Below are 11,787 nucleotides of genomic sequence, written 5' to 3' on the forward strand. Positions count from 1 at the left end.
ATTGTTCAAAAAACACGCATGTTACTTGAGCATTTGCTTGCTCGTTGCACCATTGGTCGCCACGGCCGACGCGCTGCCGGTCGAGCCCTTGCCGGTGACGACGCCGGCACCGGTCGACCTGGCGCCCGTGCAGCAGGCGCTGGCGCAGTTGCCCAGTGTCTGCCCCGGCCTTGCGCCGCAGATCGCCGCCGCCGCACAGGGGCGCCTGCAAGCCTTTTATCAGCAGCAAGGTGATGTCGCGTTGTGGTCCGACGAAGCCCGTCGCCAAGCCTTGCACGCCCAACTGCAACTGCTCGCCGACGACGGCCTGGACCCTTCCCACTATAGCCTGCCTGCCGTGGATGCCACGGCTAACGTGCTGTGCAGCGATATCGACAGCAGCCGCCACTACCTGCAGGCCCTGCAGGACCTGCACTACGGACGATTGCAGCAATCACGCTTCGAACCGCTGTGGCATTCCCAGCCGCCTGCCCGCGACCCCGATGTTGAAGTGCTCGCCCTTGCTGCGGTGGGCCTGCAGGACATGGCCCAGGCGTTCGATCAAGCGCGCCCCGGCGCCGATTTGTATCGCAGCCTGCGCAATGCCTATGCGAGCGTGCGCCTGCAACCGTTGCCGCATTGGGACGCCGTGGGCAGTGGCCCGTTGTTGCGCCCCGGCATGGAAGACACGCGGGTGCCGCAGCTGGCACGGCGTCTCTACGACGGCGGCTACCTGGCCGCTGAGCCCCAGGGCGTCGGCAAGCAATACCGCGCTGAGCTGGTAGATGCGGTCAAAGCCTTTCAGCTCAGCCATTCATTGCAGGCCGATGGCGTGATCGGTGCCGGCACGGTAGCCGAGCTTAATATCAGCCCGGCGGTGCGTCGCGAGCAGTTGCGCATCAACCTCGAACGCTTCCGCTGGCTGGCCCAGGACCTGGAGCCCGAAGGCGTGCTGGTCAACGTCGCCGCGGCACAACTGAGCGTCTATCAGAGCGGCATCCCCGTGTGGCAAACCCGTCTGCAAGTGGGCCGCGCCGAGCGCCAGACACCGTTGCTCAAATCGCGCATCACCCGGCTGACGCTCAACCCCACCTGGACCATCCCGCCCACGATTATGCGCGAGGACAAACTTCCGGCCATTCGCCTCAATCCCGAATACCTGCGCCAGCAGAACCTGCAGGTGCTCGACGCCCAAGGCCAGCCGCTGGCCCCGGAACAGATCGACTGGGCACACCCCGGCAACATCCTGCTGCGCCAGGAAGCCGGCCCGCGCAATCCGCTGGGCAAAATCGTGATGCGCTTTCCCAACCCCTACTCGGTGTACCTGCACGACACCCCCAGCCAGCCGCTGTTCACCAAGGGCCCGCGCGCGTTCAGCTCCGGCTGCGTGCGGGTTGAACAACCGTTGCTGCTGCGCGACCTGCTGGTCAGTCCTGCCGAGCGCGCTCGCACCGACGAACTGCTGGCCACCGGCGTGACTCATGAATTCCGCCTGGCTACCCCGGTGCCGGTACTGCTGGGCTATTGGACAGTGGAAGTGGACCGCCAGGGCGGCCTGGTGTACGCGCCGGATATCTACGGGCGGGACCTGGTGCTGATGAAGGCGATGGGCAGCGTGCTCTGAATATAGGGCCGCTTCGCGCCCCAGCGCGGGAGGTGCGACGATGCGACAAGCCCGCTCATCACCTAAAAGCTCACTGCAAAAGCGTGCTCAGGGTGGCTATAAGTGGTGAGCGGGCTTGCCCCGCGCCGGGGCGCGAAGCGGCCCCAAAAACACCACCGCGATTCCACTTATCGCCCTAGATGAGCGAGCAGCGTTTCAACCGCCTCGGTCGCGGACAGCGTCGCCGTGTCGACGGTCAACGGCGCTTGCGCCCAGGCTTCATACTCATGGGTCATCACCGAGTGCCAAGTGGGTGGCGTCAGGCCGGGGATATCCCCGGTGCGCCTTTCAACCCGGCCTTGATGTGCCTGCCGATCGGAGCAAATCACCTGTACATCCACTAACTTAACGCCCGCCGCCAGGGCCACCGCCTGCCACGCCGCACGACTTTCCCGCACTGGATTGACGCCGTCGGCGATCACCCGATGCCCTAACAGAAGATTGCTCAGCGCGACGGCATTGGCCACGCCGTAACCGCTGGCCCCCACATCACCCGCCAGCACCTCGGCATCGCGAATGGCCTGCTCGATCACATCGATCCGCAGGTAAACCGCGTTGAGCCGCCGCGCCAGTTCATGGGCGATGGTGGTTTTGCCGGTGCCGGGCAATCCGCTGAAGACGATGAGCATGGTGTGGTCCTTGGATAGTTCAGTGGCCAGCGCCTACGTGTTCTGAAACGTCACCGTAAACGTAGTGCCGGCGGCCGCGCAGGAATTCACCGCCACATCCCCGCCGTGCACCTTGGCCAATTCGCGCACGATGTACAACCCCAGGCCCACGCTGCGTACATCGCTGCCCTGGTCGGTGCCGCGGGTCATGGGTTCGAACAGCTCTTCGAGCAAGGCCTGCGGGATGGGGGCGCCGTGGTTATGCACCGACACCGCACCTGCGTTGTCGCCAAGATGCGAGGTAATGGTGATGGGCTCCTGCAGATCGCCATACGCCACGCTGTTGGCCACCAGGTTGCCGATAATCTGCTGCACGCGGTCGGCGTCCAGGCACGCTTGGCCGCTGCCTTCGGCGCAATGCAACAGGGTGGCCTTGGGGAAGGCCACGCGCAGTTCCTCCACCGCGCGCTGAATCACGTGGTGCAGGTCCAGTGGCGCGGCTTTGATCACGATGCCGTGGCCGACCCGCGCCTGGGTGAAGTCCAGCAGGTCGGCGATCATGCGCTGGGCACGTTCGGAGGATTGGCCGATATGCCCCAGCAGCTGACGCTCCTTGGCGGTGCGTTCGCTGCGGCTGAGAAAGTCCGAGGCCATGCGGATCGCGGTCAGCGGGTTTTTCAGGTCGTGGCTGACGATCGCCATCATCTGCTCGGCGAACACCGCGCGGCGCTGGGAGATGGCATAGGCCGCGTTCAACTCGGCCTGGGCGTTCTGCAGCGCCAGCTCTGTGGCGGTTTTTTCCTGCAGCAGCGCTTCGGCCAGGTTGCGGGCGTTCAGCAGTTCGCGCTCGTACTTGTCACGGTCGGTGGTGCCGAACAGGGCCAGGTCGTACACCACCGTATCGGCCTGCACGCGTTTATTGCCGTTGAGCAGCACGGTTACCTTGTGGCCGTCGCGGTGCAGGATGTCCAGTTTCACTTCGGTGATGCTGCCGTGCATGCGCAGCATCGGTGCCAGGTGGGTCTGATGGAAGATTCGTCCGCCCATGGTCAGCAGGTCCTGAAACCTGCGCGCACACAGCTCGGCGGTGCTGAACCCCAGCCAATCGCCGAAGCGCGCATTGGCCTTGAGGATCGTGCCATCTTCGCCGGTAACGGCCAGGGCGCAGGCGGCGCTGTCGAACACGTCAGCCGGCACGGGTGGCCGTCCACCGCTCCAGGAAACCGTGCATGGCCGCCGCGCATGCCTGGGGTGCGCTCATGTGCGGGCAGTGGCCGACGTTGTTCACCAGGCAGTACGTGCTGTTGGGCAACACACGGTGCAGGTATTCGCCCACGGCCACCGGGGCGATGAGGTCGTCGCTCGATTGCAGGATCAACACCGGGGTAGCCAGGCCGATTACGTCCTGGCGGTTGTCCGAGGTAAACGTCACCCGCGCAAAGTGTTTGGCGATCTCCGGCTCGGTGCGGCAGAAACTGTCGGTCAGGGCGTCGCTGAGCGCCGGTTGCTCAGGTGCGCCCATGATCACGGGGGCCATGGCGCTGGACCAGCCCAGGTAGTTGCTGTCGAGGGTGTCGAGCAGTTCATCGATGTCGCTGCGCTTGAATCCACCGATGTAACCCTCGTCATCGATATAGCGCGGCGACGGCCCGATCATCACATGGGCTGCGATACGTCCTGGCGCCAGGCGGTCGGCGAGGGTGCCGATCATCGCACTGACCGAATGCCCGACCAGAATCACCGGGCCTTCGGCATAGGCGTCGATAATCTCGTTCAAGTCGCGGGCGTAGCCGTCCAGCGTGGCGTACCGGGTTTTGTCGAACGCGCTGAGGTCCGACAGGCCCGCGCCCACCAGGTCGTACAGCACCACGCGAAAGTGCTCTAGAAACGCCGGCACCAGATCGTTCCACATGGCCTGGTTGCAGCCAAAACCATGGGAGAACACCAGGGTCGAGGTCCCGTTGCCCATGACGTTGACGTTATTGCGGTGACGTAAATCCATGGGCATCTCGAAAATTATGGCGTATTGCTATTGGCGGCCAGTTTAGATAGTCAAACGCTTTGGGTCACGCGTTATAGCGCCGATAGAGTAAAGTCGGCGCCTTCAGGAAGAAACCTCGGGTAACAAATTATGATGCGTCGGTTGCGGCAATCCGCCTTGAGTCTGCTGTTGCTTGTGTGCGCCAGCCTGTTGGCGACGGCTCACGCCCAGACGTCGGCCATTGGTGTCGCCCTGGACCAGCGGGTGATCGACCTTACCCATACGCTTGACGCCTCCACCACCGTGCGTCTCAAACAGCAACTGGCCGATCTGGAACAACGCAAAGGCGCGCAAGTCGCCGTGCTGTTGATACCCACGCTCGGCGGCGCGGACCTTGAGGATTACACCAACCAACTGTTCCGCGCCTGGAAGCTGGGGCGCAAGGACGTCAACGACGGCATCCTGCTGCTGGTGGCCAAAGATGACCGCAAGGTGCGCATCGAAGTGGGATATGGCCTTGAGGGCACCGTCACCGATCTGCTGGCGCACCGCATCATCGAGGAGCACATCACCCCGGCGTTTCGTCAGGGCGACTATGCGGGTGGCATTACCCAGGGCGTCAATGACCTGGTTGTGCTGGTGGACGGTGGTGACTTGCCCCAAGTCGCCAAGCCGGACCTTAACCCCCAGATCATCGCGCTGTTGCTGGCCTTTATCACGGGTGCCATCGGCGGCGTACTGCTTGCCGCCGGCAAACTGCACTGGCGGCGTGCCTTGATCGCCGCGGTGGCGGTTACCGTGCTGCTGGCGGTTTTTGGTGGCGGCCGCGACGGGTTGCTGTTCCTGCTGGTGATGCCGTTGGTCATGCTGATCGGTGGCGCGACATTCGGTGCATTGTGGCTGGCGCGCGCGGTGTTTTATGGCGTCATTGGCCTGCTGGTTTACATCCTGGGATTGGTCGTGGTGAATCATTGGTACGCCGACGTCGACTTTATCCATTGGCTGGCGTATCCGCTGGGCGCGTTGGTGGTGCTGGGGTTGTACCTGGCCCTGTTCGTGGTCATGAGGATGGCGTGGCAGCAAAGCCGCGCGGGTTTTATCGCGCGGTTGCTGGCAGCGGTGGCGGTGTATGGGGCGGCGGGAATGTTGATGGACCTTGGGCGCAACAGCTGGCTGTTTGCATTCCCAATCGCGTCGTTTGCGGCGTTGTTCATTTTCATCAAGAGCAGTGGCGGTTCGGGATCGAGTTCGGACTCGGGTTCGGACTCGGATTCAAGCTCGAGTTCGAGTTCAGATTCAAGCTCAGACTCCAGCAGCTCTTCCGGCGATGGTGGTTCCAGCGGTGGCGGCGGGGCTTCGGGGAGCTGGTGACGGCAGGCTTTTCGGCGAGGCGCTTGTCCCGGTTACAGTTGCTTAGACAGAAACAGGCGGCTGCTGCCCTGTGGCGCACAGGGTATTTCCCCGAACCGCACCCAGCCGTGCTTCTCGTAAAACCCCGGGGCCTGGAAGCTGAGGGTGTACAGCACGGCATTCAGGCAACCCCGGCGTCGGGCTTCATCCTCAAAGGCGTGCAGCAACCGGCTGCCCAGGCCTGTGCCGCGCAGGGTCTCGGGCAAGTGGAACAGGTCGAGAAAGGCCATGCCCAAGGTGGTTTTGCCGGTGATGCCACCGATGACCCGATCGGTATCGGGGTCCTTGATCAATACCGTGAGCGGCAGGCGGTCGTTGTAGCCGGTGATACCTTCGTTGAACGCGGCCAGGCCGTTGCCGAGAATACGCTCGGCGTCGGGGTTGGGTTGGTCGCTGATTTCAATAAGCGCTGCGGTCATCGCGAAACCCTCCGTTGGTTAAAGCGTCATCACCATCTCATGCCAGGCCATGCCACCATGATCCGAGGGTGAAGGGCACACATAGGTGTAGCCCATGCGCGTGTACAACGGCACATGCTGTTCCTTGCACATCAGGTGAATCGTGCGCTTGCCCATCGCGCGCATGCGCTGCACAAACTCGGTCATCAGCACCGTGGAATACCCCTTGCCCTGATGCGCCGGGTCGACCACCACCGACATGATCACCACATTCGGCGCCTCGGCCGAATGCCCCACCAGTTCCTTGAACGCCTCGTCCGACATCACCACTTCATGGGCGCAGCCGCCGTTGATAAAACCCACTATTTCGCCGTCGGCTTCCAGGATCAAAAAGCCTTGCGGGTATAGCGCAATGCGCGTGGCGATCTTTTCCAGGGTCGCGGCTTCGTCACCTTCGTAGGCGGTGATTTCAATTGCATAGCAGCGAGCGGCGTCAGTGGGCATGGCGTTGCGCAGAGTGAGGGCGGGCATCGGTGTTCCTGGGGCGTTGAGCGGAAGGCCACATCATAGCGGCCTCGCTGGGACTCTGCGTTGAACACGGCTCAAAAAATGGGAATGGGCTTGTTCGCGTCAGGCATCGTAGCGGATACTTTTTCGACAATTTTGGCCATGGTCATCGACGTCAAAAAGGCAGTGTGAAAATCTGACGGTAACCGGGATACCAATGTGGGAGGGGGCTTGCCCCCGATGGCGGCGTGTCGGTCAGCGCATCTATAACTGAACCCGCGCCGCATATCATTGACGAAACCAGGATTGGCAATTACGCACGGACAGGGACCGTTATTCATTCACCCGAGCGGGTAATGAAAACGCATAAAGGGAAGGATCAATGCTGGAAATAAAACGCGCGACCCTCAACGACGCAGTCGCTGCTTTTGACATCCGCCGCGAAGCCATCCGCAGCCAATGCGTCGGCGCCTACACCGCTGAACAAATGGCACTCTGGACGCGTGGCAAAGCCGAGGACGGCTACAGCGCACTGATGGACAAATCGTTTTATCTGGGTTGGCTTAACGATGAGCCTGTAGCCACCGGCATGCTTGACCTGGACAACAACGAAATCGGTGCGCTGTTCGTGTTGCCCGCATTCACCGGACGCGGGTATGGCAAGGCCATGCTGGATCACCTTGAAAGTCTCGCGCGGGAACTGGCGATTGAAGAGGTGGTGCTGGATGCGACGTTGAACGCCGCGAGTTTTTATCGATCGTGTGGTTATGTCGGGGATGAGCAGGCCATTTACCACTCACCGTCGGGGTTGCAGTTGGCGTGTATCCCGATGAAGAAGCGGGTTGGCTGAACCGATGGCCTGATGAGCGAGGGCCATAGGTTTGTTACGCAATAATTGGCTCCGCTCGTCACTCGCATCGGCTCGTCAATTTCAGCCGATGTTATAGTCCCGGCGTTTTTTTACCATTTGATCGCGCCGGCAGGCCTTGGGAGAATCTGCATGAACCTCTACACCGCAGGCTACGAGGGACTGACCATCGACGCATTCATTGCACAACTCAAGCAGGCCGGGATCGACAGAGTGCTGGATGTGCGTGAATACCCGTTATCGCGAAAAAAAGGTTTTTCCAAAAATGCATTTGCCCGGGATCTGGCCGCACAGGGGATCGCTTATGAGCATAACCGGTCGCTCGGCTGCCCAAAGCCCATACGCAAGCAGTACAAGGAAGACGGTGATTGGACAACCTATGCGCGCGAGTTCAGGACTTATATCCGCACCCAAGGCACGGTGTTGAACGAGCTGGTTTGCAATGCAGCCCAGCAGCGGATTTGTATGGTCTGTTATGAGGCGGACGCCCGTTTTTGCCACCGCAGTTTGATCGCTGAAGCCGCGCAGGAGTTGACGCCCTCGCTCGACATTCAACACCTACCCTTCAAAACAACGCTATTTGATGATCGTCTTCTTTCTGTCGCTTAGGCGGATAAATCAGGCTCACGATCAACCACTGGCTGGGGAAACGATGAATCGTGCCCATCAAGAGCATGAGCTCTTTGCTCGGTAGATGGGTTTCCAGCTTTTGCCGAAAGGGGAGTTCCCAGCCCTTTGCCCCGTGTTTGCGATAGACGTTCCTATAGAGCTGGCTGACTTCCCAGTCGACAATTTTATGAATATGGGTTCTCAATTCTCCGTCGGTCACACACTCATAAACGTAATGAAAGTCAAAGGGCACTTTTTCAAGGCGCTTGATGCTGGCGTGTTCTTGCTCTTCAAACAGGCTGGGTTGGCGCTGCATTGATTGCAGCTTGTCAATTTCCTCCGAAGTCCATCCTTGCGAGGCTGATTTCTGAATGCGAAGTGCGGTGACGCGTGCAGGTTTGATCAGGCCTAGCGTGACGTTATGCTCAGTCCTGGCTTTATCCAATGCGTCAAAATTCTCATAAATTTTCAGCCTGTCCAGCAACACCCGCCGCTCGCACCAATCACCTGCGGGCAAAACTTTTCCCGCACAAATGCTGTCCACACCGATCTTATGGCTTTCTGGCCTGCGGTCCGCAGGGCTTCGTTCGATGGAGGCTTCGATCCATTGCCACTTGGCAAACTGCTGATCGCTAGTGATCAAGCGGAACGGTACTGGATACAGCCTTATAAGATTTGCCTTCCTCATCCATCCCTGCGACGCAGGACGTTTCGGCATATTTTGCGCTTGGGGAAGGGTAGGTTTTGCATAGGATCAATATCCGAACTTTGCGTTTCATGCAGGCCATATCCAGATGTCTTTTTTGAACTGTATCCAGAGATGGGAAAACTGCCAGATAGACGTGTAACCGCATATGCAGATCGCCTGCATCACCGCTATGCCAGTTAACGCGAAGATTGGTATCAGTGGTGCATACAGGCGCGCAGGCAGTCGATGACCTGCGCGACGGACGGTCCTTGAATCGCCGGCGGGGTCGGTCTCAAACAAGACGTAAGCGGGGTCGATCAGCATCAGCATGCCTCCTCGGAGATGGGGGAGCAGAATAACAAGCACGGTTGCCTGTATGCCGCAAAACTACTCCATCTGTGTCTACCGCCCCCCTTGTCAGCCCATTAGCCTCAAGCCCCCTTAACTCACACCCGAGCCCCCCATGGATCTTACCGCCGTCCCGTTTTGCACCACCGATTGGTCCAGCGTTGAACCCGTCATCTATCCCGGCGTAACGGGCAGTGCCACCTGGCGCACCGGGCACTTTGGCACGACTCGCGTGCGCATGGTGGAGTACAGCGCCGGTTACCTGGCGGATCATTGGTGCACGCGCGGTCATGTGCTGTTGTGTCTGGAAGGCGAGTTGCACACCGAGCTGGCGGATGGGCGTCGGTTTACGTTGACGGCCGGGATGAGTTATCAGGTGGGCAATGATATGGAAGCGCACCGTTCATCGACGCTGGACGGTGCGAAGCTGTTTATCGTGGATTGATGGACGGGTTGAGGTGAGCCAACCCGAACCAAGCAGCTGCAATCAGTGCTTATGGCTAGGGTCCATGCCGTCTACGCCTCGGGCGATGGCCTTGACTTCAATCGCCTGCTGTTCGCCCTTGGCATTTTCCACGGTCAGGGTCAGCGGCACCGGGTCACCTTCCTTGATCTGCCCGGTCAGGCCCATCAGCATCACGTGGTAACCATTGGGGTCGAGGGTCACGGCTTTGCCGGCAGGCAGGGCCACCGAATCCACGGGGCCCATGCGCATGACGTCGTCCTTCATGCTCATCTCATGGATCTGCACGTCCTTGGCCACCGGCGAGGCTACACGCAGCAGCTTGCTGTCGACGTCGGCGGTGACGGTCATGAACGCGCCGCTGGAGGGCTGGCCCGCAACGGTCGCGCGAACCCAGGCGTCGCTGACCTGCACCTGGGCGCTGGCGTGAGCGACGAGGCCCAGCAGGGCCAGGCCAAGGGTGAGGCGCTTGAGGTGTTGAACGGCAGTCATTAGCAGACCTCCATGACGGTGAGCAGGTCTTCTGCGCACTCTTGAGCGGTGAGGGATGCCTGGAGCCCCAGGCGCAGGTTGCCACGGGTGTCGAAGACAAAACTGGTGGCGGTGTGGGACAGGGTGTAGGTGTCGCCGGCGGGGATCTTTTCATAAAAGATCCCGAATTCCTTGGCGGCCACGGCGATTTCTTCCGGCGTGCCGTACAGCGCTTCAAAGCTGGGGTCGAAGGCCTTGACGTACTTGTCGAGAATCTCCGGCGTGTCGCGCTCCGGGTCCAGGGTGATGAAGATCACTTGCATGATTTCACCGTCGCGGCCCATCAGCTTCTTGGCCTGGGCGGCGCGGGCGAGGGTAGTGGGGCACACCGCCGGGCACTGGGTGAAGCCGAAGAACACCACCGGCATCAGGCCACGGTAGGAACTGAGGGTGACGGTGTCGCCCTCGGTGTTCTTGAGCTTGAACGTGCGGCCCATGATCTTGTCGCTCAAGTCCTTGCCGTACTTGAAGTTCAGTTTGGGGCTGTTGTCACAACCGGCCAGCAGGCCCAGGCCCATCAGGCCCATACCGGCCAGGACCTTGCGGCGGGTGAATAACGTACTCATCAACTGTGCATCCTGTAAAACGCCTGCATTGCGCCGGGTCTAGCCGTCAGGCTGGGAAAAGCAGGCATTTGAAGTAAGAAACGCGAAGGGCGCCAAGTCTACCAACCCCTACCCGCCTGCGTAATCTGCGACGTTCTGCCACAGGGGCGCGTCGCGCTTCATCCGTTGGCGGCGGTGATGGTAGAGTCGCCGCCATGAAATTGAGCCTGCCCGACCGTTCCCTGATCGCCTGGACCCTGTACTGCTGCGTGCTGATGAACCTGTTCGTGTGCGGTTTGAGCCATGGTCAGATGCTCGGCCAGCAGCTCAACGGGATCGGCGGGGCGTTCTGTTCAGTGGACGGCAAACCCGCGCCACTTTCCGATAAAGGGTCGGGTGACGCGGCTTCCAGCAACATTTCGAACTACATTGCCTGCCCGGTGTGCGCAGCCCTGAACGTGGCCCTGGTGTTCCTGATCGGCCTGGCCTGGCTCCTGGGCCTGGGTCAAACCCCGCGCCCGGCCCATGCCCAGCGCAACAAAGCGCCGCCGCGCTACGCCTGGCCCTCGGCCAACCCTCGCGCTTCTCCCGCCTTCTGACGTGTGCCTTGGGCCTCCTGTGACCAGGGGGCATTCTATCGTCACGACTGTGAGTGCGTTTTTCATGAGCTATCCATCGCCAACCGGCGCCGTTCGCCTGCGCGCAGCACCGGCGCCTGCGCAATACCCCAGCAATGCCCGTTGTTTCGTCCACCTGGACGCCCGTTTGTTGCCCTATTGGCACAGCCTGTTCGACATCTGCCCGGCGCTGCTCAAACTCGACCCGCCCGAAGGCCTGAACCTGTTTCGCAGCTTTATGACCTGGGCCTACCGCAACCAGCCGGCCGGGGATTGGACCTACCACCTGAACGTGTGCCGTTGGTTGCTCGGCTCGGCCTACCGCACGCGCATCAATGAGGAACCCGTTGAAGCGCTCATGGCCGCCGCTGCGGCAGGCTGGATCAATACCGATCACAGCCGGGCCGAAGGTATCGTGCTGGCGTGGCGCACGCTGCGGGTATTCGATTGGAAAGCCACGCCGCCCGTCACCGTTGAACAACCGCCTTTGCCGCCGCCCGGTTGGGATTTCGCCTGGAGCGCGCTGACCCGGCGCGGTGAGTTCCGCGGCTGGCAGGCGCTGACTTGATCTG

17 protein-coding genes are annotated in these 11,787 nt (G+C 61.1%); 7 read left to right on the forward strand and 10 right to left on the reverse strand.

Annotated elements, in window-relative coordinates; genetic code table 11:
- The first annotated feature begins 1 nt into the window (after nt 1).
- A complete protein-coding gene (locus QRN10_RS08110) occupies nt 2-1,603 on the forward strand; it encodes a L,D-transpeptidase family protein (RefSeq protein ID WP_285428143.1) in 1,602 nt (533 codons plus the stop codon).
- Nucleotides 1,604-1,770: 167 nt separating this feature from the next.
- Here the strand turns inward: QRN10_RS08110 and QRN10_RS08115 are convergent, their stop codons facing one another.
- Genes QRN10_RS08115 through QRN10_RS08125 form a run of 3 tightly spaced genes read right to left on the reverse strand, consistent with a single transcriptional unit; the run spans nt 1,771 to nt 4,252 of the window.
- On the reverse strand, nt 1,771-2,271 hold the full coding sequence (locus tag QRN10_RS08115) for a P-loop nucleotide/nucleoside kinase family protein (RefSeq protein WP_253508128.1): 501 nt from the start codon (nt 2,269-2,271) through the stop codon (nt 1,771-1,773).
- A 33-nt stretch (nt 2,272-2,304) separates the two neighbouring features.
- Nucleotides 2,305-3,447 (reverse strand): PAS domain-containing sensor histidine kinase, encoded by a 1,143-nt coding sequence (locus QRN10_RS08120; protein ID WP_253508126.1) that lies wholly within the window; start codon nt 3,445-3,447, stop codon nt 2,305-2,307.
- Nucleotides 3,437-4,252 carry an alpha/beta fold hydrolase gene (locus QRN10_RS08125; RefSeq protein ID WP_285428144.1) on the reverse strand — a complete coding sequence of 272 codons (816 nt, stop codon included), beginning with the start codon at nt 4,250-4,252 and terminating at the stop codon, nt 3,437-3,439. Before QRN10_RS08125 ends, QRN10_RS08120 begins: the two co-directional genes overlap by 11 nt.
- Nucleotides 4,253-4,381: 129 nt before the next feature.
- Between QRN10_RS08125 and QRN10_RS08130 the strand changes: the two genes are divergently transcribed.
- Nucleotides 4,382-5,602 (forward strand): TPM domain-containing protein, encoded by a 1,221-nt coding sequence (locus QRN10_RS08130; protein ID WP_285428146.1) that lies wholly within the window; start codon nt 4,382-4,384, stop codon nt 5,600-5,602.
- 32 nt (nt 5,603-5,634) lie between these two features.
- On the opposite strand, the gene QRN10_RS08135 is transcribed toward QRN10_RS08130, so the two are convergent.
- A complete protein-coding gene (locus tag QRN10_RS08135; protein WP_253508120.1) occupies nt 5,635-6,060 on the reverse strand; it encodes a GNAT family N-acetyltransferase in 426 nt (141 codons plus the stop codon).
- A gap of 18 nt (nt 6,061-6,078) precedes the next feature.
- Nucleotides 6,079-6,570, reverse strand: coding sequence for a GNAT family N-acetyltransferase (locus tag QRN10_RS08140; protein ID WP_253508118.1), 492 nt, complete (start codon nt 6,568-6,570; stop codon nt 6,079-6,081).
- A 358-nt stretch (nt 6,571-6,928) separates the two neighbouring features.
- On the opposite strand from QRN10_RS08140, the gene QRN10_RS08150 reads away from it, so the two are divergent.
- A complete protein-coding gene (locus tag QRN10_RS08150) occupies nt 6,929-7,396 on the forward strand; it encodes a GNAT family N-acetyltransferase (RefSeq protein ID WP_285428147.1) in 468 nt (155 codons plus the stop codon).
- A gap of 150 nt (nt 7,397-7,546) precedes the next feature.
- Complete coding sequence (locus tag QRN10_RS08155; RefSeq protein WP_181076800.1) at nt 7,547-8,023, forward strand: DUF488 domain-containing protein; 477 nt, start codon at nt 7,547-7,549, stop codon at nt 8,021-8,023.
- Here the strand turns inward: QRN10_RS08155 and QRN10_RS08160 are convergent.
- The 3 genes from QRN10_RS08160 to QRN10_RS08165 are packed head-to-tail and all read right to left on the reverse strand — an operon-like array spanning nt 7,980 to nt 9,035.
- Nucleotides 7,980-8,741, reverse strand: coding sequence for a DUF8757 domain-containing protein (locus QRN10_RS08160; RefSeq protein WP_266247837.1), 762 nt, complete (start codon nt 8,739-8,741; stop codon nt 7,980-7,982). The two genes, QRN10_RS08155 and QRN10_RS08160, sit on opposite strands and share 44 nt — an antisense overlap.
- Nucleotides 8,656-8,877, reverse strand: a complete 222-nt coding sequence (locus tag QRN10_RS25255) for a DUF8758 domain-containing protein (RefSeq protein ID WP_502941384.1) — start codon at nt 8,875-8,877, stop codon at nt 8,656-8,658. Before QRN10_RS25255 ends, QRN10_RS08160 begins: the two co-directional genes overlap by 86 nt.
- Nucleotides 8,799-9,035, reverse strand: coding sequence for a hypothetical protein (locus QRN10_RS08165; protein ID WP_285428148.1), 237 nt, complete (start codon nt 9,033-9,035; stop codon nt 8,799-8,801). Before QRN10_RS08165 ends, QRN10_RS25255 begins: the two co-directional genes overlap by 79 nt.
- Before the next feature lie 139 nt (nt 9,036-9,174).
- On the opposite strand from QRN10_RS08165, the gene QRN10_RS08170 reads away from it, so the two are divergent.
- Nucleotides 9,175-9,504, forward strand: coding sequence for a DHCW motif cupin fold protein (locus QRN10_RS08170; RefSeq protein ID WP_181076801.1), 330 nt, complete (start codon nt 9,175-9,177; stop codon nt 9,502-9,504).
- Nucleotides 9,505-9,546: 42 nt separating this feature from the next.
- On the opposite strand, the gene QRN10_RS08175 is transcribed toward QRN10_RS08170, so the two are convergent.
- On the reverse strand, nt 9,547-10,014 hold the full coding sequence (locus tag QRN10_RS08175) for a copper chaperone PCu(A)C (RefSeq protein WP_253508112.1): 468 nt from the start codon (nt 10,012-10,014) through the stop codon (nt 9,547-9,549).
- The gene (locus tag QRN10_RS08180) at nt 10,014-10,619 is read right to left on the reverse strand and encodes an SCO family protein (protein WP_181076803.1); all 606 of its coding nucleotides are present in this window, start codon (nt 10,617-10,619) and stop codon (nt 10,014-10,016) included. Before QRN10_RS08180 ends, QRN10_RS08175 begins: the two co-directional genes overlap by 1 nt.
- A gap of 194 nt (nt 10,620-10,813) precedes the next feature.
- On the opposite strand from QRN10_RS08180, the gene QRN10_RS08185 reads away from it, so the two are divergent.
- Entirely contained in the window at nt 10,814-11,197 is a 384-nt protein-coding gene (locus tag QRN10_RS08185) for a DUF2946 domain-containing protein (RefSeq protein WP_285428149.1), read from the forward strand.
- A gap of 64 nt (nt 11,198-11,261) precedes the next feature.
- Nucleotides 11,262-11,783: a putative natural product biosynthesis protein gene (locus QRN10_RS08190; RefSeq protein WP_285428151.1), complete on the forward strand. Its 522-nt coding sequence runs from the start codon at nt 11,262-11,264 to the stop codon at nt 11,781-11,783.
- Nucleotides 11,784-11,787: the final 4 nt, after the last annotated feature.

It is taken from the genome of Pseudomonas sp. lyk4-R2A-8, from assembly GCF_030209095.1.
In the GTDB taxonomy this organism is placed as follows: Bacteria; Pseudomonadota; Gammaproteobacteria; order Pseudomonadales; family Pseudomonadaceae; genus Aquipseudomonas; species Aquipseudomonas quebecensis.